Origin of the sequence: Mesorhizobium sp. WSM3860, from assembly GCF_002294995.1 — a bacterium.
In the GTDB taxonomy this organism is placed as follows: Bacteria; Pseudomonadota; Alphaproteobacteria; order Rhizobiales; family Rhizobiaceae; genus Mesorhizobium.
Genome location: NZ_NSGF01000020.1, coordinates 76838 through 98285, shown reverse-complemented (window position 1 = coordinate 98285; position 21448 = coordinate 76838). Strand labels below are relative to the sequence as shown.

The window sequence follows — 21448 nt, the reverse complement described above, 5'->3', positions numbered from 1 at the left end:
ACCTATCTGCCGTAATAGAGCGTGACGGTGTGCTTCGCCTCGGCGAAGAACAGCCAGCGTTCGACCAGCATGCCGGCGAGCTGTGAGAGCGCTGCAAGCAGTGATGCGGCTGCTGCGAAAGGCCATGGCAAGGCGAAGGCGATCATGAGCAAGATAGCCGGCATGGCGAAGGCCAGCACCTGCGTGATTCGCCTCAGCTTCGCGCTGTGTTTGCGCGCAATTCGAAACCCCATCTCCTTGAGCAGGTAGTTTTCTTCCGTATGCGGCCATTCGATGGACCGCACCGTGCCGCCGGCCAGGCCGGTCGCCGTGTTGGCCGTGGTCGGGATTTCCAGCCGGTCGTTGTAGTGCCAGGTCGCAAGCTTCCAGCCCCACCCGGCGAGCGTGGCGAGCAATGCGCCGACCAGAGCCGCGGTTGATCCGGCGCCGAAACTGCCCAGCAGGCCGTTGAGCAGCATGCCACCCGTCATTGCCGAGAAGATAAGATAAGCCGGCAAAGTATAGCGGCTGTGCCACTGCGCGATCGGTTTCAGCGAGGCATAGATCATTCCGGTCGTGCAGACTGTCATGACGGCGCCGGCGGCAGCCAGCAGGCCGACGATGGCGACCCAACCGCCGCTTTTGCCCATCAGCACCCAGCCAATGCCGAACAGCCCGGCCGGGATGAAGGTCGCGACCGAGGCCATCCCTTCGCGCGACAGCCAGGAGCTTCGCCATTGCGAGAAGGCTCGCCAGGCGCGTTCAGGCCGGCCGAGATGGCCGGTCGAGGAGAGCAGGCCGGCCGCGATCAAGCCAAGCGAAAGCGCCATGCCAACGAGCCCGAGCCAGAACTCGGGCGCGATGAATCCCAGCCCGCCAAGTACGCCGAGCAGCGCCAGCAGGCCGTAACCGGCCCCGGTGGCGGTGGTGAAGAAGACGACGGAGTAGGCGGGATGCATGGCTGCGCGAATTCAGTTCGAAAGCATGCGGTCGATCCAGCCGAGGAAGCCTCCGTCGGCCCGGATCGGTTCCAGCGCCGGCGCGTCCACCTTCGCCGCGCGCTCGGTGCGGGCACGCGGGGGCAGGTATTTGTTGGTCGGCTTGTAGCCAAGCTCGGGCATCAGCTCCACGCCGCCACGCTCTTCTACGAGCTGCGAGATTGCCGAGGCGGGATCGCCGAGATCGCCGAAATGCCGGGCACTGGTCGGGCAGGCGGCGACGCAGGCCGGCACGCGGTCCTCTGCCGCCAGATTGTCGTTGTAGATGCGGTCCACGCAGAGCGTGCATTTCTTCATCACGCCGACATCCGTATCGAATTCGCGCGCGCCATAAGGACAGGCCCAGCTGCACAGCTTGCAGCCGATGCACTTGTCCTCGTCGACCAGCACGATGCCGTCCGAGGCGCGCTTGAAGGACGCGCCGGTCGGACAGACGGTGACGCAGGCCGGCTGCTCGCAATGCAGGCAGGAGCGCGGGAAATTCACCGTGCGGCCACCTTGTTCGGTCGTGTGCTCATAGCTGTGCACGCGGTTGAACCAGACGCCGTCGACACGCCCGCCATACGGATCCATGTCGGTCAGCGGCGCCATATGTCCGCCGGTGTTCCATTCCTTGCAGGCAGTGACGCAGGCCTGGCAGCCGACACAGGTATCGAGGTCGATGACGAGGCCGAGCTTCTTCTCGGTTTGGGCGGGAAGGCAGGTCATTCGGCGGCTTCCCTTCTTACGCGGAATTCATCACCGAAGCGAAGCACATCCGGTGACGGCTCGAGATTTGGCGGCTGCCGCAAGCGCTCGAATTGCGGCTCGGTGAAGCCGGCCTCTTCCGCTGCGCATCTGGCGATACGCACGCGCATGTCGAACCATGCCGCCTGTCCGGTGACGGGGTCGGAGTTCGAATAGCGCTTGCCTTTGGCATCGGCCGCGGTCTGGTCGCCGATGATGTGATTGAGCAGGAAGCCGCGATTGCTCTCTGCGGCGTCGTCCTTCAGACCCCAGCTGCCGCGCCGCTTACCGATCGCGTTCCAGGTCCAGACAGTGTCCGGATTGACGCCGTCGATCAGCTTGAGCTGCCCCTTCACGCGGCCGTTGACGCTTTCGATCCACACCCAGTCGTCGTCGGCCAGCTCAAGCCTCGCTGCCGTCTCCCGGTGCACGAACAGCCGGTTCTGGCTGGTGATTTGTCTCAGCCACGCATTCTGCGAGCCCCAGGAATGATACATGTGCATCGGCCGCTGCGTCAGCGCGTGCAGCGGATATTTTTGCAAGTCGACAGTGTCCTCCTCGAAGGGCGCGTACCAGAACGGCAGCGGGTCCATATAGGTCTCGATGCGGTCGCGCTCGGCCTCCTGCGGCTGCAGCTTGCCATGACCGCGCGCGGCGAGGCGGAAGCGCTGCATCGGCTCTGAATAGAGCTGGAAGACGATCGGGTCGGCCTTGGAGATGAATCCCATCTGCACGGCGAAGTCGAGATAGGCGCGGTTGCCCATCTTGTAATAGCGCTGGTCGTCGGCGAACTCGTGGTGCCAGAAGCCGCCATTGTCGATGTAGCGCTGCAGCTGGTCTGGGTTCACCTCGCCCTTGCCGATCGCGTCGCCGTTTTTACCGCGCCAGCCGGCGAGCGGCCCGATGCCCGGCATGCGCTCGTGGTTGACGATGTAGTCGGCATAGTCGCGGTATTTCGCCGAACCGTCTTCGTTGACAAAGCCAGGAAGGCCGAGCCGCGCGCCGAGCTCGATCAGCACCGATTGGAACGGCCGGACATCCCGGTCCGGCTGCACCACCGGGTGCCGGATGGCATCGCCCGGCCCGTCGGCATGGCTGATCGGCCGATCGAGCAGGCTGATGCAGTCGTGCCGCTCGAGATAGGTCGTGTCGGGCAGCACCAGGTCGGCGAACGGCACCGTCTCGGAGTAATAGGCGTCGGAATAAATGATGAAGGGGATCTTGTAGGCGCCCGCCTCGTCCTTGTCGGTAAGCATACGAACAGTCTCGACGGTATTCATCGAGGAGTTCCAGGCCATGTTCGACATATACATCATCAGCGCGTCGATCGGATAAGGATCGCCGGCCCAGGCATTGCGGATGACGCTGTGCATCAGGCCGTGCGCGGCCAAGGGCGCTTCCCAGGAATAGGCCTTGTCGATGCGGATCGGTGTACCGACCTCGTCGACGAGTAGATCGTCGGGCCCTGAGACGAAGCCGAGCGGCGTGCCTTCAAGCGGCGTCATCGGCCGCACGTTCTTGCCGGCGGGCTTCGGCCCCGGCGGCGCGCAACGCGGGTAGGGCGGCTTGAAGCGGAAGCCGCCGGGCACGTCCACCGTGCCGAGCAGAACCTGCAGCAGGTGGATGGCGCGGCAAGTGTGAAAGCCGTTGGAATGGGCCGAGATGCCGCGCATGGCATGCATCGACACCGGCCGGCCCTTGATCGTCTCGTGCCGGCGGCCCGCCCAATCGGTCCAGGCGACCGGCAGCTCGATCGCCTGCTCGAAGGCGACATGCGCCAGCTCCGCCGCGATCCGTCGGATGGTGTCGGCGCCGACCCCGCAGCGCTCCGCCACCGCATCCGGCGAATGGCTTTCGTCCAGGTATCGGTCGGCGATCAGCTGGAACACTGGCGTGCAGCGGCGGCCATTGACCGTGTAGCTGCCGGTCAGTGCTGGTTTGGCATCCGGATCGGCGGCATTGACGGGCGTTTTCGCCACCCTGTCCCAAGCCAACAGGTTGCCGTCGTCATCGCGCATGAACAATCCGTCATCGGCGGAACCGGGCTCCTGCACGACAAGCACCGGCGCGTTGGTGTAGCGCAGCAGATAGTCGAGATCGACGCGGCCGGCCTTGAGCAACTCATGGACGAGCGCCAGCACGAACAGCCCGTCCGTGCCGGGTCGTATGCCGATCCAGTCGTCGGCGATCGCGTTGTAGCCGGTGCGGCAAGGGTTGATCGACACCACCTTGGCGCCGCGCGCCTTGAGCTTGCCGAGGCCGATCTTGATCGGATTGGAATCATGGTCCTCGGCGACGCCGAACAGCATGAAGTATCTCGTATTGTCCCAGTCGGGCTCGCCGAACTCCCAGAACGAGCCGCCGATCGTGTAGAGCCCACCGGCCGCCATGTTGACCGAGCAGAAGCCGCCATGGGCGGCGAAGTTGGGGGTGCCGAACTGGCTCGCCCACCAGCCGGTCAGCGACTGCGATTGGTCGCGCCCGGTGAAGAAGGCGAGCTTCTTCGGATCGGTGCGGCGGATCGCCGACAGCCGCTCGGTGGCGGTGGTGAGCGCTTCGTCCCATTCGATCTCGCGAAACTCGCCGGAGCCGCGAGGCCCTGTGCGCAGCAGCGGCTTCCTCAGCCGCGCCGGGCTGTAATGCTGCATGATGCCGGCGCTGCCCTTGCCGCAGATCACGCCCCGGTTCACCGGGTGGTCCTTGTTGCCGTTGATGTAGCGCACCCTTCCGTCCTTGATGTGGACGTCGATGCCGCAGCGGCAGGCGCACATGTAGCAGGTGGTCTTGGCGATGCGGTCGGAGACGCTCGGCGAGGTGTCGACGCCGTCGCCTTCGTCAGGCGCTTGGCTGTCGGCCAGCGGCCGCTGGGAGGGCGCGGAGTTTGCGCCGCGTGGTTCAGCTAGGCTCATGATCCGCGAACGCTCTTGCCGCTTGCCATCTTGGCTTTGGTCTTCGGACCGGGCCCGCGCATATAGTGCAGCTCAGGATGGTAGCGGTCGCCGGCGAACTGCCGCTTCAGCTGGCGGCTCCAATGCGCGAACAGAGATTTGAAGCGCCCGATCATTTCCAACCTTGGCGGCAGAACGGCCAATTTTTTCCAAGCTCGGGTAAAAAGTTAGAACAAAGCGATTAATCTGTCTAACAAGCCGCTCTTGTAATTCCGATCGATTTTGCTTCTTAGTTGGCCATGACCCTCGATCAGCTTCGCATCTTCGTCGCCGTCGCCGAGCATGGCCATATGACCAAGGCGGCCGACCTGCTCGGCATCTCGCAATCCGCCGCCTCCGCCGCCATCCGCGCGCTTGAAAGCCAGCATGGCGTGCGGCTGTTCAACCGGGTCGGCCGCAACATCGAGCTCGCGCAGACCGGCCACCGGTTCCTGCCCGAAGCCAAGGCTGTTCTGGAACGGGCAGCGGCTGCCCACAACGTGCTGGAGCATGTTTCCCAGACCATCACCGGCAGCCTGTCGATATCGGCCAGCCAGACCATCGCCAGCTACTGGCTGCCGCGGCGCCTGGCGTCCTTTCACGAGGCCTATCCGGCTGTGCGCCTGAGCGTCACCATCGGCAACACGCGGCAAGTGGAAACCAATGTGCTGGACGGCCGGGCCGATTTCGGGCTGGTCGAGGGCCGCACCGAGTCCGACATATTGCGGCGCGCCACCGTCGATGAGGATCGCCCCATGCTGGTCGTGGCAGGCTCACATCCCGAGCTTCCGACGACGCCGGCGGGAAACCTCGACATCAGGTCGTTGCGCTGGATCATCAGGGAGGGCGGGTCGGGCACGCGCGAGGCGCTGGAGGATTTTGCGCGCAGTGAAGGAGTTCCGCCGGCGGAGTTGCAGATCTTTCTTGTCCTGCCCAGCAACGAGGCTGTGCGTCAGGCGGTGGAGGCTGGTGCCGGCGCGACCATAATTTCCGAGCTCGTCATCGCGCGCTCGCTGGCGGAAGGCAGCTTGCGATCCGTGCCGGTCGATCTGCCGAAACGCGATTTCGCCATGATTACCCATCGCGACCGGCAGGCGAGCCTCGCGCAAATGGCGCTCAAGGCGCATCTCACCGGCAAGCAGGACGCGTCGTCGACGGGCAGGGGCTAGGGCAAGGAAGCGTCAGGCGAATTTGCGTCGCGCATCAAGCGCGAGCCCAAGCCCGACCGAGCCGAACATGTCGCCTTCGATGACCGAGGCCTGCGGCACAAGCGAAAGGATCCGCCGCTTTGCCAGCGGGATCGCCGTCGAACCGCCGGTAAGGAACACGGCGGTGATGGCCGAAGCTCGAACGCCTGCATCGGCGATCGTCTGCCTGACCGTCGCGGCCACCCGTTCGATGTCGCCGCCGATCGTCTCTTCGAGGCCGGCGCGCGTGATCTCGGCCGCGAAGCGTGCGCCGGGCAGCGACACCTTCACCTCGGCCGAGGATTGGTCTGTCAGCGTGATCTTGGCCCTTTCGACCAGGCCGGCCATCGCGTGCCCGTAACGATGCTCGACGATGTGGATGAAACGGTCGACCAGATCGGCGCGCTCGGCCTCGAAGCGGATCTGCTTCAAATCCGACATCGCCTTCGCGGTGTAGACGAGGTTGATGCGCTGCCAGGTCGCGAGGTCGATGAAATAACTTGCCGGCAGATTGCGCTTGCCGTCCTTGGTCGGCGTCAGATAGCCGAGCTCGGGCATGATATGGGCGATGCTGAGCAGCCGGTCGAAATCCGTGCCGCCGATATGGGTGCCGCGATTGGCCAATATGTCGCCCTTGCGGTCGTCCGAGCGGGCGCGCTCCGGTGAGACACGCACGATCGAGAAGTCGGAGGTGCCGCCGCCCATATCGACGATCAGCGCCAGCTCTTCGCGGGCGACGTTCTGTTCGTAATCGAGCGCCGCCGCGATCGGCTCGAACTGGAAGGCGATGTGCCTGAAGCCTTGCGCGCGCGCCGCCTTTTCGAGCTCGCTTTGCGCCTTGGCGTCGGCGTCGGCATCGTCATCGACGAACTGCACGGGCCGGCCGAGCACGACGCGTTCGACCGGGCCGCCGGCGTCCTCTTCCAGCCGCTTCTTCAAATGGCTGATGAAAAACCCGATGATGTCGGTGAAGCCGATCAGGCGCGCCTTGATGCGCGTCTTCTCGTTGGCTAAAGAGCTGCCGAGAACGCTTTTCAGCGAGCGCATCAGCCGGCCCTCGACGCTGTCGGTGTAGTCGGCGATCGCGCGACGGCCGAAATAGGTGTGGCCGTCCTCGAAGTTGAAGAAGACGGCGCTCGGCAAGGTGGGCTGTTCGCCCTCCAGCGCCACCAGTCGCGCCCGGCCGTCGCGGATCACGCCCACTGTGGAATTGGACGTGCCGAAATCGATGCCGCCGAATGCTGGATGCATAGCAGCCTCCCGTAATTGGTTTCGTCGCGGCGCATCGCCGGCGTCGGACAACGCGCCGTCATCCGGTCGCCGGACCGCTCTGCCGAATTGAATGTGTGCTTGTCCCCGAGCTGGGAGGCGGCGACTTATCCCAAATCCGGGAAAAGGGGAACCCTCATTCCGCGAAAAACGTCAATCCTTGCGGAAGACGATGCGTCCGAGCCAGCCGGTGAGCATGGCAAGCGACACGGCGAACACGCCATAGAGGAAGGAATAATCGTGCGCGACGCGGAAGATCGACTGTTCGAAACCGGACTTGCGGATTTCGAGCTGGGCCGAGCTCTCCTTCACGAACATGCCGCTCTTGAACAGGAAGGCGCGCGCCTTGTGCGTGCCGACCGGGATGTTGGGCGCGAGACGGACGGTGGCGCGGAACAGGTTCTGCGACAGGAACTGGACGCCGCCGACATTCTCGCTGTAGAGGCCGGTCGCCGCCTTGCGCTCGCGAAGTGCCGAGGTGAATTCCTCGATCGTCATGGGGCTGTCGCTGGGCTCGGCCGGTTGCATGTAGAGGTTCGAGGCGCCAAGCGACAGCTGCTTGTAGCTGTTCGGCTCGGTGATGTCCTGCAGCGGACGGGTCGTCGCCACCGAATAGGACACCGGCACATTCTCGAAAGTCTCCGATTCCAGATTGATCCAGACGCCCAGCACCCTGTCCTTGCGGCGCACGACGACGGGGCGGGCGGGACCCTCCAGCACGACGATGACATCATAGCGTCCCTGGCGAGCGACCAGCGGATCGGGATTTTCCAGCGAGCCGAAAATGGTGAGGTCAGCGCCGGAAAAACCGGCAGTGATCGAAATGGCGTCGGTCGACAAGCCGATCTGGATGCTTTCCGTCGCCGGCGTCTGCGCCGCCGCCGGCAGTGCTGCGGCAGCGAGCGACAGGATGGCGGCTGCGAACGCTCTCAACGGTCCCATCAGGTCAGGCCCGCGAGCGAATAGCGATTGGGCGGCGTCACGAAAAGGTCGATTGCCAGGCGGATGGCGACGGCCAGAACCAACAGCGCCAGCAGCGCCCGCAACTGCTCGCCCCGCAGCCGCTGGCCCGCCTTGGCGCCATATTGCGCGCCGGCAACGCCGCCCGCCATCAGCAAGAAGGCCAGGATCACGTCGACGGTCTGGTTGGTGGTGGCATGCACCAGCGTGGTGTAGGCCGAGGTGAAGATGATCTGGAACAGCGAGGTGCCGATAACGACGTTGGTCGGCACCTTGAGCAGGTAGATCAGCGCCGGCACCATGATGAAGCCGCCGCCGACGCCCATGATCGACGACAGGAAGCCGATTGCCGCGCCGAGGCCGAGCACCGGGATGACGCTGACGAACAGCTTCGAGGCGCGGAAGCGCATCTTGAACGGCAGCCGGTGGATCCAGTTGTGCTGACCGGATTTCTTCAGCACCGGCGCCGCGCCGCTGCGGCTGGCGCGCAGCGCGTTGACGCTCTCGACAAGCATCAGCCCGCCGACCGTTCCGAGCAGCGCGACGTATAGCAGAGAGATGAAGAGGTCCAACTGGCCAAGCCGGCGCAGCAGCGCAAAGACATAGATGCCGGCGGTCGAGCCGACGATGCCGCCGGCCAGAAGCACCCCGCCGAGCTTGAAGTCGAGCGTGCCGCGCTTGAAGTGCGACAGCGCGCCGGAAAAGGAGGAGGCTATGACCTGGTTGGCGCCCGTGGCCACCGCGATCGCCGGCGGGATGTTGTAGAAGATCAGGAGCGGCGTGATCAGGAAGCCGCCGCCGACCCCGAACATGCCCGACAGAAAACCCACCGCCGCGCCCATCGCGAGCAGCACGAAGACGTTGACGGAAATTTCCGCGATCGGGAGATAGATGCCCACCCGTCTGTCTCGATCAGTTTGCCTGTCGGCGAATGCCGCCGTCCCCGGCAGTTTCGCACCGAAAAGCCAATTTTTTCTTGCGCGGCGCGGCGCCAGGGTCAAACCCCGGCGCCGCGCCGAAACGAAAACCGTCTCAATCAGTTAACAGGCAAATCTGTGGCAAGCCGTCGCGGAAGCGACGCCCCTGCCGTTATTTGTGCGCAAGCAGCGCCTTGACGAGCGGCGCATCGATCTCGCCGGTCGGCTTCATCTTGTTGTCGGTCTGAAAGGCCATGATGGCGTTCTTGGTCTTGTCGCCCATCACGCCGTCGGCGCCGCCGGCATCATAGCCGTTCTTGTTGAGGATCAGCTGGATGTTCTTCACCGCCTTCTTCATGTCGATGCTGGCGGTGGTCTGCGGCGTGCTGTCCTGCCAGGATTCCGGAATGTCGGCCGAGTTGGTGGCCGCGTTGAGCGGCTTTGCCCTCCACAGGTCCGTGGCGGCGCGCGCCCGCTCGAGCTGCTCGGGCCTCAGCGCATTGGCGATCTCGTCGCGTTTGGCCGCGGCGTCCTTGTCGCCGGTCTTGGCGACGAGGGCGAACCATTTGTAGGATTCCTCGAGGTTCTGCTTCATGCCGACGCCCTTGGCCGAAAGGATGCCGAGATTGAACTGGCTGTCCTTGACGCCGAGGTCGGCCGCCTCCTGGAACCAGTGCGCGGCCGACTCATTGTCGGTCACGCCGTCCGCCGCCATGGCGAACAGAACCGCCAGATTGTGCATGGCGCTGGCGTTGCCCTGTTCCGCCGCGAGCTGGTAGTAGGTCTTGGCTTTCTTGATGTCGCGCGCGACGCCGATGCCCTTCTCGTAAAAATTGCCGATTCGGTATTCGGCCGGCGCGAAGCCCAGTTCGGCGGATTTTTCATACCATTTGGCGGCCGCCGCCATGTCTTCCTTGACGCCGCGCGATTCCGCGTAGCGCGAGCCGATCTCGAACAGGGCCTTGGCATCGCCGCCTGCGGCCGCGTCGTGCAGCGCCACCGGACCGATATCGGCCGGGACATCGATCTTGGCGGCCGAGACTGCCGTCTGGCCGCCGGCCGGCGGGACGGTGCCCGTGGTGTCGGCGGACGTGGTTGCCGGCGTGCCGGCCGAGGAAGCGCCGGCTGCCGCGACGCCGGGCACTGCTGTGCTCGCCGCCGGCGCGCTGATGGTGGGCTGCGCATCCCCATCCTTGTCCATGGCAGGCCCGTTCGCAGCCGGAGAGACTGGCTCCGAAGGTGTCGCCGAAGCCATCGGCGCAGGGCGGGCTGGCGCGGACAGAGTCGCCGGGGCGGGCGCCGGTTCGGCTGGCGCCGCGGCCGCGGGCATTTCGGGTGCGGATGGCTGGAAGGGGGCCTGTGGTGTTGGATCGTCCTTCGACGGCTCGGCCTGCCTGACGACACGCGCCGGCGCGCTCTCGGGCTGCGCAGCGCCCGTGTCGGGCTTGGGCGTGCTGGCATCGAGCGAGGCGGTTTCGACCGATTGGGTGGAGACCATCGGCGCGACGTCATTGCTGGCGACCGGCGCGGGGTCGGAGAAGAAGGCCTTGCCGAGCTGCAGGCCGGCCAGCGCCATCATGATTGCGGCCGCCGCCATCAGGATCGGCTTGCGCCGCGCCTTGAGCAGATCGCCGATTCTGAGCGCCTTCACCGGGCCGGTCATCGTCGACTGCCGCTTCAGCGCGTCGGCTTCCGCGGCGGCGGCCTGCGCCGCGCGGCGGGCGGCCGCGATGAAATCGGACTTGGCGGCATCTGTCTCGCTGCGCTTGGCCGGCTGACCGCCGCGCTCGTCGCGTACGCGCTTCATGATGGCGTTGAGGTCCGGCGCGCCGGAACCGGGCTCGAGCGGCCGGTTGGCGGCTCTGGGATCGAGCGGCTCATCAATGTCGACGGTCGGAACGTCGCCGGCCGGCGCCGAGCCGGCAAGCGGCGGCGTGTCCTCGTTCTTCTTGCCCTTGAAGGCGCGCGCCAGGCCGCTGAACATCGACTTCTTGCGGCCGGTCGCCTCGGCCTTTTCGCCAATCTCGCCCGATCCGAGCGCGGCCATTGCGGCGGCGGCCGCGGCCTCGGCGGGCGTGCGAGCGGCGGCGTCGCCACGCATAACAGGTTCGCCACGCGTAACAGGTTCGCCACGCGTAACAGGTTCGCCTCGTGCAGCCGGCTCGTTTCGCGAAACCGGATCGTTGCGCAGGATGGAGGCGGCGCGCGCATCGAGATCGGCGATGTCTCCGGTCAGTGGCAGCGGCTGGTCGATATCCATCGACGGCGCGTCCTGTACGGCGATCTTGCCGGTGCGGGCGGCCCGCTTGCCGCCTGGCTGCGCGTCGATCAGTTCGCTGACCGCTTCACTCGGACCTTCGGCCTCCAGCGAGCCGAGCCGGTCGACGATCTTGAGCAGCGTGTCGTGGATCGCCTCGAACGTGCGCGAATTGCGCTCGTCGGAACGGCGGGTGAGCGCTTCGAGCGTCTTCAGGTCCTGCGCGAGCCCGCTCACGGCGGCTGCGTTGGAAGCAGCCGTGCCGGAACTCGACTCGCCCAGTGACCGCACGGCGTTCTCCGCAGCTTCGCGCGCGACGGTGAGTATGGAATCCCGCGTGCCGGCCAGCGACTTCTCGATCTCGTGGAGGCGCGGGCTGATGTCCTCGAAATCGGGCAGTGGCGCGCTCGGCTTCGAAAGATGCGCCGAAAGGGTGGTCACCTGCGACTCCAGGCTGCGGATCAGCGCCGGATCGATGCCGGCGACCTGCGCGGCGGAGGATTCCAGCCGGCTGGAAATGTCCTCGAGCCGGCTTTCCAGACCACGGATCGCCATCTCGTTGGCGGGATCGGGCGCGCGCGTCTCGATGCGCTTGGCAAGCGCGGTGAAGCGGGCGTCGATCGCCTCCATGATACCGGCGCCGTCGTCCTGCCGCATGCGCTGATCGAGCCTGTCGGCGACTTCGTCCAACCGCCGCTCGAGGTCGCGGAACAGCATGTTGCCCTGCTCGATGGCGTCGCCCTGCCGGCGCTCGAGCAGCGTGGACAGCGCGTCGAAGCGCTGCTCCAGGCCCTGGAAGATATGGTCGGCGTCGGGCATCGCCGGCGCGCTGTCCATCTTGTCGGTGATCAAAGCAATCTGCCTGCCGAGACGCTCCATCGCCTGCTCCGGCAGGTGGGCGCGCCCGGCGAGTTCGTCCACACGGCTGGACAGAAGGTTGAGGCGGTCGATGACCTCGGCGCCGGGACGTGACTGCGCGACCTCCTCGATCTGCTCCGCCAGCGAGGCGATCCGTTTCTCGATTCGGCCGAAGGTTTCCGGATCGAAGGCATTGGCCTGTGCGGCCACCGTCGAGGCGACGATGGCGCGCGAGATCTCGTCCAGCCGCTCGTCGATCATGGCAAGCGTCTCGCCGCCGCGCATCGTCTGCTGGCTGGCGAAACGGTCGACCGCGCCGGCGAGGGTGCGCACCTTTTCCTCCAGCGAGGCAAGCGACAGCGATTGCGGCAGGTTGTTGACCGCGCTGCTGATCTGTTCGAGGCGGTCGGTAAGCGCCGAAAGGTTGCGACCCTCGGCGCGCTGGCGCTGGTCGGCGTCAACGCGATCCTCGAAGGCGCTCCAGCGGCGATCGAAATCGTCCCAGCGGCGGTCGACGGCCCGCACGCTTTGGTCGACGGCCCGCACGCTTTCCTCACGCGCCAGCGTGTCGAGCGCCGCCTTGACCTGCTCCAACTCCAGCCGCAGCAGGTTCACGCTGCGATCGTCGCTTTTTTCGGCAAGCGTGTGGATGGCGCCGGAAAGCCGTTCGAACTCGAGGCCGAGCTCGGCGCTGTTCTTGTCGGCGGGGGCGCCGTGCTGGCTCGCCGCCTGCATGGCGCGATCGATATCCTCACGCAGCGCGTCGAATTCGCGCTGCAGGCCGGCGGTCATCTGATGGCGCAACTCCTCGCGCAGTCCGCGCAGTTCGACCGCGATCTTGCCCACCATAGCGACGCCGTCTTCCTGTCCGCGCACCCTGTCGATGTCGCGGGCAATGGCCTGATAGTTGGGGGCGAAGTCGGAAGTGGCGGGCGCCGGGTTCTGCGGCCCCCGGTTTTGCGTTCCGCGATTTTGTTCCCTCTGCGGGGTGTAGGAGTCCTCGTACCAGCGCGGCGAACCATAAGGTTGCGCGGCGGCATAGCGCGGCTCGGCGGCCGGTCGCCGCGGATCGGGGCGCTCGGGCGGGTCGCTGCGCGTCCGCTCCAGCCGCTGCTCGAGCGTTTCGAGCGAGCGGCTCAGATCCTCCAGCGAGGTCTGCGACCGGCGCTGCCTGCCGGCGTTGAGTGTATCGAGATAGGACCGCTTGCTGTTCATCGATGCGCCCGTGTTCAGAATGACCGGCCGAGACCGGTTTCCCAGAGTCTGCCGGGAACGAAGGCGTCCGCGCGGTTTTGCTGCGGAGGAAGACGGGCTTCCCGGGTTTCTCACCCGCGCTTCGAAAACCGTGAAAAATTCGCTACAGGATAAACACGGGTGACCGACATGCGCACATTTCGCCCAACGTGGTAAACAAGGCGTTAACCAAGCTTAAGAAGTGGCGCATAATCCTGAGCCGCCCGCCCTATTGGCATCCGAGTGCGGCATAAAGCGATGTTCCGACAACGCCCTTGCGTCAGGTGCCGGCTGTCGGTATAGAATTGACGTAAACGTAAAAGGTGCGAAGCCGTGCCTCTTGCGATTGAATTGTCGAAACCACGATTGGAAGCACGCCCCCGCTTCCACTCAGGCGACGTTTGGTCCCTGACCGCGACGCCATCAGGGGAAAGCCAGTGACCATGAAACTTGTTTCGCCCGGCGAAGCCGCGGCCAATAGCAATCACATATCGGTCGAGGCCGACGAAGAATTCGTCCGCATCGGCGAGATGGCCAAGAAATACGGCGTGACCTTGCGCACGCTGCGTTTTTACGAGGACAAGGGCCTGCTCAATCCGAAGCGCGACGGCTCGACCCGTCTCTACACGCGCCGCGACAGAGCCCGGCTGAAGCTGATCCTGCTCGGCCGCAAGGTCGGATTCTCGCTGCGCGACGTCAAGCAGATGATGGATCTTTACGATCCGACCGGATCCAACACCAAGCAGTTGCGGCTGGCGCTCGACAAGTCCGAGAAGCAGCTTACCCGCTTGCAGAAGCAGCGCGCGCTGGTCGAGGAGGCTATAAGCGACCTGAGCAATTCGATGGCGATCGTTCGCCAGATGCTGACCGAGCGGGCCGCGCCGCAGGCAAGCGCCGCCAGCTGATTTCGCGCTAACGGCAAGCCCAGGATGGAGAAAGCCGCGTGGCTGCAGCCGCGCGGCTTTTTTGTTGCCCTGGAGCCCCCGCTCATCAAAAACTTTCAGGCTGCGACGAAGTTGACGTTTACGCAAACGTCAAAATTTGCTATCGGGGCATCGACATTGGCTCGGCCTCCCCTCCGGATCCGGATCGGGAACTTGCTGGCCGGCCGGGACCGCAAGGGTGGAGGAAGGCATGACGATCTACAGGGCGCCCGTCCAGGACACGCTGTTCGTGCTCAACGACGTGCTCGGCTACCAGCGCTATTCTAATCTTCCGGGCTTCGCGGACGCGACGCCGGACGTCGTCGAAGCGATCCTTGCCGAAGGCGCCAAGCTCGCCGAAAACGTCATGCATCCGCTGAACCGGATCGGCGACATGGAAGGCTGCGTGCGCCATGACGACGGTAGGGTGACCACGCCCAAAGGCTTCAAGGACGCTTTCAACCAGTATCGCGAGGGCGGCTGGATGGGCCTAGCGGCACCCGCCGAGTTCGGCGGCCAAGGCCTGCCCTACACCGTCCACACCGCGGTCTCCGAATACATGGTCTCCGCCAACATGGCGCTGATGATGTATCCCGGCCTCACGCAGGGCGCTATCGCGGCCATTGTCACCCATGGCACGGACGAGCAGAAGGCCACCTGGCTGCCCAGGCTGATCGAGGGCGTCTGGACCGGCACCATGAACCTGACCGAGCCGCATTGCGGCACCGATCTCGGCCTGCTGCGCACCAAGGCCGTGCCCAACGGCGACGGCACCTACAGGATTTCCGGCCAGAAAATATTCATCTCCGCCGGCGAGCACGACATGGCCGACAACATCGTCCATCTGGTGCTGGCCCGTGTCGAAGGGGCGCCGGAAGGTGTCAAAGGCATCTCGCTGTTCATCGTGCCGAAGTTCAAGCTCGACGGCTCGGGCAATGTCAGCGCGCGCAACGCGCTCTCCTGCGGCTCGATCGAGGAGAAGATGGGCATCCACGGCAACTCGACCTGCGTCATGAACTATGACGAGGCCGAGGGCACCTTGCTCGGCGAGTTGAACGGTGGCCTGAAGGCCATGTTCACGATGATGAATGAAGCCCGCCTCGGCGTCGGCCTGCAAGGGCTTTCGGTCTCGGAGATCGCCTACCAGAACGCGGCCTCCTACGCCAAGGACCGCCTCCAGGGCCGCTCGCTGTCGGGCGTCAAGGCGCCGGACAAGAAGGCCGACCCGATCATCGTCCATCCCGATATCCGCCGCTCGCTGATGACCATGAAGGCGTTCAACGAGGGCGGCCGCGCGCTGGCGCTGTGGACGGCGATCAAGTCGGACGTCGCGCACCGCTCCGGTGACGACAAGGACCGCCAGGCGGCCGACGACTACACCGGTCTGATGACGCCGGTGGTCAAGGGCGTGCTGACCGACAAGGGCTTCGATCACGCCGTGATGGCGCAGCAGGTGTTCGGCGGCCACGGCTACATCGAAGAGCACGGCATGAGCCAGTTCGTCCGCGATGCCCGCATCGCCATGATCTACGAAGGCGCCAACGGCATTCAGGCGCTCGATCTGGTTGGCCGCAAGCTGGCGCAGAATGGCGGCCGCGCCGTGCAGGCCTTCTTCAAGGAGGTCGGCGAATTCTGCGAGGAAAACCGCGCCGACGACAAGATGGCGCCCTTGACCAAGGCGCTGAAGAAGGGCCTCAACGATCTGCAGGCGGCGACCATGTGGTTGGTGCAGAATGCCATGGCCAAGCCCGACAATGCGGGCGCAGCCTCGACCGATTACATGCATCTCTTCGGCCTTGTCGCGTTGGGCTACATGTGGGGCCAGATGGCCAAGGCCGCCCAAACGAAGCTCGCCGAAGGTGCCAATGGGACCGCCTCATTCTACGACAACAAGCTGGTGACGGCGCGCTTCTTCATGGAGCGGATCATGCCGGAAACGGCGATGCGCCTTGCCCGCATTTCCAGTGGCGCGGATACGCTAATGGCGCTGCCGGCGGAAGCGTTCTAGAAATGCTCGGTGTCCCCCTCCCCCTTGAGGGGAGGGTGGCCCGAAGGGCCGGGAGGGGTCGCCCGCGACGAACTCGACGCCAATTCTGGCGACGCACCCTGGGAGGAGGACTAACGCAATGCCCCGCACGCGGGTCAGTTTCGAGATGCGACAGAAAGCGCGCTCGCTTCGTCTCCACGCGACGAAGGGCGAGTCCTTGCTGTGGTACGAATTGCGGGAGCTGACGGCTGATGGCCTGAAGTTCAGGCGGCAATCGCCGATAGGCCCGTACATTGTCGATTTCGTCTGCCCGAGGATCAAACTGATCGTCGAGGTCGACGGCGACCTGCACGAAACCGAAGCTGGCAGACGTCATGATGTGAACCGCGACGCCTATTTGCGGTCACTCGGGTACGTCGTTGTCAGGATCGATGAGCCTGATGTCATTAACAGTGCAGGGCATGTGGCGCAGTTTGTTAAGGACAAGGCCGAGCACCTCATCGGCGACCCCTCCCGGCCGCTTCGCGGCCACCCTCCCCTCAAGGGGGAGGGGAACGCCGGCGCAGTGGAGGAAACAGCATGACAAATCCAGCCGAGGTTCTTGGCCTGCCGAAGCCCGCCTGGGCGGCGGACGAAGTCGGCATGCTCTACGACATGGCGAGCCGCTTCATGTCGGAGGAGATCGCGCCGCGCTACGACGAGTTCGAGAAGAACGAGATTTTCGACCGCGAGAGCTGGCTGAAGGCGGGCGCCGCCGGCCTGCTCTGCGCCTCGATGCCGGAAAAATATGGCGGCTCCGGCGGCACCTTCGCGCATGAGAGCGCCATCATCGAGGCAATCGGCCATGTCGGCGTCGACGGCTTCGGCATCGGCCTGCACAATTCGATCGTCGCGCCATACATCCTGCATTACGGCTCCGGGGAGCAGAAAGAAAAATGGCTGCCGAAACTGGCGACCGGCGAGCTGATCGGCGCCATCGCCATGACCGAGCCTGGCGCCGGTTCGGACCTCCAGGGCGTCAAGACCCGTGCCGAGAAGGACGGCAATCACTACAAGATCAACGGCTCAAAGACTTTCATCACCAACGGCCAGCTCGCCAACCTGATCATCGTCGTCACCAAGACCGATCCGGATAAGGGCGCCAAGGGCACCTCGCTGATCGTCGTCGAGACCGACGAGGTCGAGGGCTTCGAACGCGGTCGCAACCTCGACAAAATAGGCCTCAAGGCCAACGACACCTCCGAGCTGTTCTTCAACGACGTGCGCGTGCCGACCTCCAACCTGCTCGGCCATGAGGAAGGCAAGGGCTTCGTCCAGCTCATGCAGCAATTGCCGCAAGAGCGGCTGCAGATCGGCACCGGCGCGATCGCCATGATCGAGCGGGCGCTGGCGCTCACCATCGACTACGTCAAGGAGCGCAAGGCCTTCGGCAAGGCGATCATCGATTTCCAGAACACCCAGTTCAAGCTGGCGGAGCTGAAGACCGAGGCCACGATCGGCCGCGTCTTCTACAATGACTGCGTCGCCCGCCACATCGACGGCGGCCTCGACCCGGTCACCGCCTCTATGGCCAAATACTGGCTGTCCGACCTGCAGGGCAAAGTCGTCGACGAATGCCTTCAACTGCATGGCGGCTACGGCTACATGAACGAGTATCCGATCGCCCGCATGTTCCGCGACGCCCGCGTCCAACGCATCTACGGCGGCACCAACGAGATCATGAAATTGCTGATCGGGCGCTCTCTCTGAGCGCAGCGACCGGCAAACCTAAGGAGCACGAAAATGGCCGAAGCTTACGTCTATGACGCCGTGCGCACGCCGCGCGGCAGGGGCAAGAAGGATGGCTCGCTGCATGAGGTGCCGGCGGTGCGGCTCGCCGCAAAGACGCTTGAGGCGCTGCGTGACCGCAACGAGCTCGACACCGGCAGTGTCGACGACATCATCTTCGGTTGCGTCGATCCGGTCGGCGAAGCCGGCTCGGTCATTCCGCGTGCCGCCGCCTTCGAGGCCGGCTACGACACCAAGGCCCCCGGCATGCAGATATCGCGCTTCTGCGCTTCCGGACTCGATGCCATCAATTTCGGCGCCGCCAAAATCGCCCAAGGGGCGGACGAGATCGTGATCGCCGGCGGCGTCGAATCCATGTCGCGTGTCGGCATGGGCATGTCCGGCGGCGCCTGGTTCATGGACCCCTCCGTCGGCCTTCCCGGCTGGTTCGTGCCGCAGGGCATCTCGGCCGACCTGATCGCGACGAAATACGGCTTCAGCCGCGACGACGTCGACGCTTACGCCGTCGAGAGCCAGAAGCGCGCCGCTAAGGCGTGGGACGACGGCCGCTTCAAGAATTCGGTGGTCCCGATCAAGGACCAGAACGGCCTCACCATCCTCGACCGTGACGAGCACATGCGACCTTCGACCGACATGCAGTCGCTCGCCTCGCTCAACCCGTCCTTCGTCATGCCGGGCGAGATGGGCGGCTTCGATGCCGTGGCCGTGCAGAAGCATCCGGAAGTCGAGGAAGTGAACCACGTCCACCACGCCGGCAACTCGTCCGGCATCGTCGACGGCGCCGCGGCCGTACTGCTCGGCTCCAAGAAGGCCGGCAAGGCGATGGGCCTGAAGCCGCGCGCGCGCATCCGCTCCTTCGCCAATATCGGCTCCGAGCCGGTGCTGATGCTGACCGGCCCGGTCGACGTCACCGAAAAGCTCTTGACGCGCGCCAAGATGAGGCTGTCGGACATCGACCTGTTCGAGCTCAACGAGGCCTTCGCCTCCGTTGTGCTGCGCTACATGCAGGCCTTCGACATCCCGCATGACCAGATCAACGTCAATGGCGGCGCGATCGCCATGGGCCATCCGCTCGGCGCCACCGGCGCGATGATCTTCGGCACGGTGCTGGACGAGCTGGAGCGCCGCGACCTGAACACCGCGCTGGTCACGCTCTGCATCGGCGCCGGCATGGGCACCGCCACCATCATCGAACGCGTCTGACGGGGAGAGTAAAGATGAGCTACACCAATTTCACCCTCGACGTGGACGCCGACGGGATCGCGCTGGTCACCTGGGACATGCCCGGCCGCTCGATGAACGTCTTCACCGAAGAGGCGATGCGCGAGCTCAACGCCATCGTCGATCGTGTGGCGGGCGACGCCACCATCAAAGGCGCGGTCATCACCTCCGGCAAGGACAGCTTCTCCGGCGGTGCCGACATCACCATGCTGCAGAAGATGCTCGCCACCTTCGCCGTCGAAAAGGAGAAGGACCTCGAAAAGGCGACCAAGGCGCTGTTCGACAATGCCGGCTATATGACCGGTCTGTTCCGCAAGATCGAGACCTGTGGCAAGCCGTGGGTGTCGGCGATCAACGGCACCTGCATGGGCGGCGCCTTCGAGATGTCGCTTGCCTGCCACGGCCGCGTCGCGGCCGATTCCGACAAGGTGAAGATGGCGCTTCCCGAGGTGAAGATCGGCATCTTCCCGGGCGCCGGCGGCACCCAGCGCGTGCCGCGCCTGACCGATCAGCAGCAGGCGCTGCAGATGCTGACCACCGGCCAGAATCTGACGCCGCAAAAAGCGAAGTCGATGGGCCTGATCCACGAGATCGCCGAGCCGAAGAAGCTTGTCGAGACCGCCAAGACGATGATCAGAAACGGCCTGAAGCCGGTGGCGCCATGGGACGAAAAGGGTTTCAAGCTGCCCGGCGGCCCGATCTATTCGGCAGCCGGCGCCAATCTCTGGCCGCCGGCCATTGCCATCCTGCGCCGCGAGACCTACGGCAATTATCCGGCGGCCGCCGCGATCCTGAAATGCGTCTATGAGGGCCTGCTGGTTCCCTTCGACACCGGGCTCCGGATCGAGCAGCGCTACTTCACGCAGATCATGCAGACCAAGGAAGCGGCGGCGATGATCCGCTCGCTGTTCGTGTCGCTGCAGGAACTGAACAAGGGCGCGCGCCGCCCGGCCGGCGTGCCGGACACCAAGTTCAAGAAGATCGGCATCCTCGGCGCCGGCTTCATGGGCGCCGGCATCGCCTATGTCACGGCCAAGGCCGGCATTCCCGTCGTGCTGCTCGACCGCGACATGGAGTCGGCCGAGAAGGGCAAGGCGCATTCCGACAGCCTGATTTCGGACCAGGTGAAGAAGGGCCGCGCCAAGCCCGAGGAAAAAGACAGGTTGCTGTCGCTGATCACGCCGACGGCCGACCATGCCGACCTAGCGGGCTGCGATCTTGTCGTCGAGGCGGTGTTCGAGGATTCAGCCGTGAAGAAGCTCGCCACCGAGAAGGCGGAAGCGGTGCTGAAGCCCTCGGCGATCTTTGCCTCGAACACTTCGACCATCCCGATCACCTCGCTGGCGAAGAACTCGGCGCGGCCGAAAAACTTCGTCGGCATCCACTTCTTCTCGCCCGTCGACAAGATGATGCTCGTCGAGATCATCCTCGGCAAGAAGACCGGCGACAAGGCGCTCGCCGTCGCGATCGACTTCGTACGCGCCATCAAGAAGACGCCGATCGTCGTCAACGACACGCGCGGCTTCTACGTCAATCGCTGCGTGCTGCGCTATATGTCGGAAGCCTACAAGATGCTGATCGAAGGCGTCCCTGCGACGATGATCGAGAACGCCGCCAAGGCCGCCGGCATGCCGGTCGGCCCGCTGGCGCTGACCGACGAGACGGCGATCGACCTTGCCCAGAAGATCATGAAGCAGACCATCAAGGATCTAGGCGAGAAAGCCGTCGATCCGAAGCAGATGGCGCTGATCAACACCATGGTCGACACGCATGGCCGCTTCGGCCGCAAGAACGGCAAGGGTTTCTACGACTATCCGGCCAAGCCGGCGAAGAAGAAGCTGTGGCCGGGTCTCAAGGATCTCTATCCGCAGCAGAAGCCCGAGAAGGTCGACTACGAGGAGCTCAAAGAGCGCCTGCTGGTCACCATCGCCCTGGAGGCGGTGCGCGTCATGGAGGAGGGCATCGTCACCGATCCGCGCGAGGCGGACGTCGGCTCGATCCTCGCCTTTGGCTTTGCGCCGTTCACCGGCGGCGCGCTCTCCTACATCGACGGCATCGGCGCCAAGCGTTTCGTCAAGATCGCCAGGGGCCTGCAGAAGAAATACGGGGCCGAGTTCAAGGCGCCCAAGCTTTTGCTCGACATGGCCGAGAAGGGCGAGACTTTTTACCAGCGCTTCGACCCTTACCAGAAGGGCGAGGTCAAGAAGGCCGCCTGACG

General features: G+C 64.9%; 14 protein-coding genes. 7 read left to right on the top strand and 7 right to left on the bottom strand.

The genetic code is table 11. The features are described 5' to 3' along the window. Positions 1-2 precede the first annotated feature (2 nt). From CK220_RS25625 to CK220_RS25615, 3 genes are read right to left on the bottom strand one after another with little or no spacing between them, the layout of a single operon-like run. A complete protein-coding gene (locus tag CK220_RS25625) occupies positions 3-938 on the bottom strand; it encodes a DmsC/YnfH family molybdoenzyme membrane anchor subunit (RefSeq protein WP_095814180.1) in 936 nt (311 codons plus the stop codon). Between the two features lie 12 nt (positions 939-950). Then, entirely contained in the window at positions 951-1685 is a 735-nt protein-coding gene (locus CK220_RS25620; RefSeq protein ID WP_095814179.1) for a 4Fe-4S dicluster domain-containing protein, read from the bottom strand. After that, positions 1682-4612: a molybdopterin oxidoreductase family protein gene (locus CK220_RS25615; RefSeq protein ID WP_095814178.1), complete on the bottom strand. Its 2931-nt coding sequence runs from the start codon at positions 4610-4612 to the stop codon at positions 1682-1684. The genes CK220_RS25620 and CK220_RS25615 overlap by 4 nt, the downstream gene beginning before the upstream one ends. A 278-nt stretch (positions 4613-4890) precedes the next feature. On the opposite strand from CK220_RS25615, the gene CK220_RS25610 reads away from it, so the two are divergent. Continuing rightward, positions 4891-5799 (top strand): LysR substrate-binding domain-containing protein, encoded by a 909-nt coding sequence (locus CK220_RS25610; RefSeq protein WP_095814177.1) that lies wholly within the window; start codon positions 4891-4893, stop codon positions 5797-5799. Between the two features lie 12 nt (positions 5800-5811). Here CK220_RS25610 and CK220_RS25605 read toward each other — a convergent pair whose 3' ends face one another. The 4 genes from CK220_RS25605 to CK220_RS25590 form a co-directional block, all read right to left on the bottom strand. Next, positions 5812-7068, bottom strand: coding sequence for an Hsp70 family protein (locus CK220_RS25605; RefSeq protein WP_095814176.1), 1257 nt, complete (start codon positions 7066-7068; stop codon positions 5812-5814). A gap of 171 nt (positions 7069-7239) precedes the next feature. Further along, positions 7240-8028, bottom strand: a complete 789-nt coding sequence (locus tag CK220_RS25600; protein WP_095814175.1) for a TIGR02186 family protein — start codon at positions 8026-8028, stop codon at positions 7240-7242. Then, positions 8028-8945, bottom strand: a complete 918-nt coding sequence (locus CK220_RS25595) for a sulfite exporter TauE/SafE family protein (protein ID WP_095814174.1) — start codon at positions 8943-8945, stop codon at positions 8028-8030. Before CK220_RS25595 ends, CK220_RS25600 begins: the two co-directional genes overlap by 1 nt. Before the next feature lie 190 nt (positions 8946-9135). Beyond that, the gene (locus CK220_RS25590) at positions 9136-13293 is read right to left on the bottom strand and encodes a peptidoglycan-binding protein (RefSeq protein ID WP_095814173.1); all 4158 of its coding nucleotides are present in this window, start codon (positions 13291-13293) and stop codon (positions 9136-9138) included. Between the two features lie 461 nt (positions 13294-13754). On the opposite strand from CK220_RS25590, the gene CK220_RS25585 reads away from it, so the two are divergent. The 6 genes from CK220_RS25585 to CK220_RS25560 all read left to right on the top strand — a co-directional run bounded on the left by CK220_RS25585 (position 13755) and on the right by CK220_RS25560 (position 21446). Then, positions 13755-14216 (top strand): MerR family DNA-binding transcriptional regulator, encoded by a 462-nt coding sequence (locus tag CK220_RS25585; protein ID WP_095814204.1) that lies wholly within the window; start codon positions 13755-13757, stop codon positions 14214-14216. A gap of 229 nt (positions 14217-14445) precedes the next feature. Then, positions 14446-16242, top strand: a complete 1797-nt coding sequence (locus tag CK220_RS25580; RefSeq protein ID WP_095814203.1) for an acyl-CoA dehydrogenase — start codon at positions 14446-14448, stop codon at positions 16240-16242. 118 nt (positions 16243-16360) lie between these two features. After that, the gene (locus CK220_RS25575) at positions 16361-16804 is read left to right on the top strand and encodes an endonuclease domain-containing protein (protein WP_095814172.1); all 444 of its coding nucleotides are present in this window, start codon (positions 16361-16363) and stop codon (positions 16802-16804) included. Continuing rightward, positions 16801-17970, top strand: coding sequence for an acyl-CoA dehydrogenase family protein (locus CK220_RS25570; RefSeq protein WP_095814171.1), 1170 nt, complete (start codon positions 16801-16803; stop codon positions 17968-17970). The genes CK220_RS25575 and CK220_RS25570 overlap by 4 nt, the downstream gene beginning before the upstream one ends. Before the next feature lie 33 nt (positions 17971-18003). Beyond that, entirely contained in the window at positions 18004-19212 is a 1209-nt protein-coding gene (locus CK220_RS25565; protein ID WP_095814170.1) for an acetyl-CoA C-acetyltransferase, read from the top strand. A 14-nt stretch (positions 19213-19226) separates the two neighbouring features. Further along, positions 19227-21446 carry a 3-hydroxyacyl-CoA dehydrogenase NAD-binding domain-containing protein gene (locus CK220_RS25560; protein ID WP_095814169.1) on the top strand — a complete coding sequence of 740 codons (2220 nt, stop codon included), beginning with the start codon at positions 19227-19229 and terminating at the stop codon, positions 21444-21446. The last annotated feature ends 2 nt before the right edge of the window (positions 21447-21448 follow it).

Bases quoted from the DNA above. Each gene is read 5' to 3' on its own strand.
- CK220_RS25600 (WP_095814175.1), bottom strand. From the start codon at position 8,028: ATGGGACCGTTGAGAGCGTTCGCAGCCGCCATCCTGTCGCTCGCTGCC.
- CK220_RS25570 (WP_095814171.1), top strand. From the start codon at position 16,801: ATGACAAATCCAGCCGAGGTTCTTGGCCTGCCGAAGCCCGCCTGGGCG.
- CK220_RS25575 (WP_095814172.1), top strand. From the start codon at position 16,361: ATGCCCCGCACGCGGGTCAGTTTCGAGATGCGACAGAAAGCGCGCTCG.
- CK220_RS25565 (WP_095814170.1), top strand. From the start codon at position 18,004: ATGGCCGAAGCTTACGTCTATGACGCCGTGCGCACGCCGCGCGGCAGG.
- CK220_RS25605 (WP_095814176.1), bottom strand. From the start codon at position 7,068: ATGCATCCAGCATTCGGCGGCATCGATTTCGGCACGTCCAATTCCACA.
- CK220_RS25560 (WP_095814169.1), top strand. From the start codon at position 19,227: ATGAGCTACACCAATTTCACCCTCGACGTGGACGCCGACGGGATCGCG.
- CK220_RS25620 (WP_095814179.1), bottom strand. From the start codon at position 1,685: ATGACCTGCCTTCCCGCCCAAACCGAGAAGAAGCTCGGCCTCGTCATC.
- CK220_RS25625 (WP_095814180.1), bottom strand. From the start codon at position 938: ATGCATCCCGCCTACTCCGTCGTCTTCTTCACCACCGCCACCGGGGCC.
- CK220_RS25585 (WP_095814204.1), top strand. From the start codon at position 13,755: ATGAAACTTGTTTCGCCCGGCGAAGCCGCGGCCAATAGCAATCACATA.
- CK220_RS25590 (WP_095814173.1), bottom strand. From the start codon at position 13,293: ATGAACAGCAAGCGGTCCTATCTCGATACACTCAACGCCGGCAGGCAG.
- CK220_RS25610 (WP_095814177.1), top strand. From the start codon at position 4,891: ATGACCCTCGATCAGCTTCGCATCTTCGTCGCCGTCGCCGAGCATGGC.
- CK220_RS25580 (WP_095814203.1), top strand. From the start codon at position 14,446: ATGACGATCTACAGGGCGCCCGTCCAGGACACGCTGTTCGTGCTCAAC.
- CK220_RS25615 (WP_095814178.1), bottom strand. From the start codon at position 4,612: ATGAGCCTAGCTGAACCACGCGGCGCAAACTCCGCGCCCTCCCAGCGG.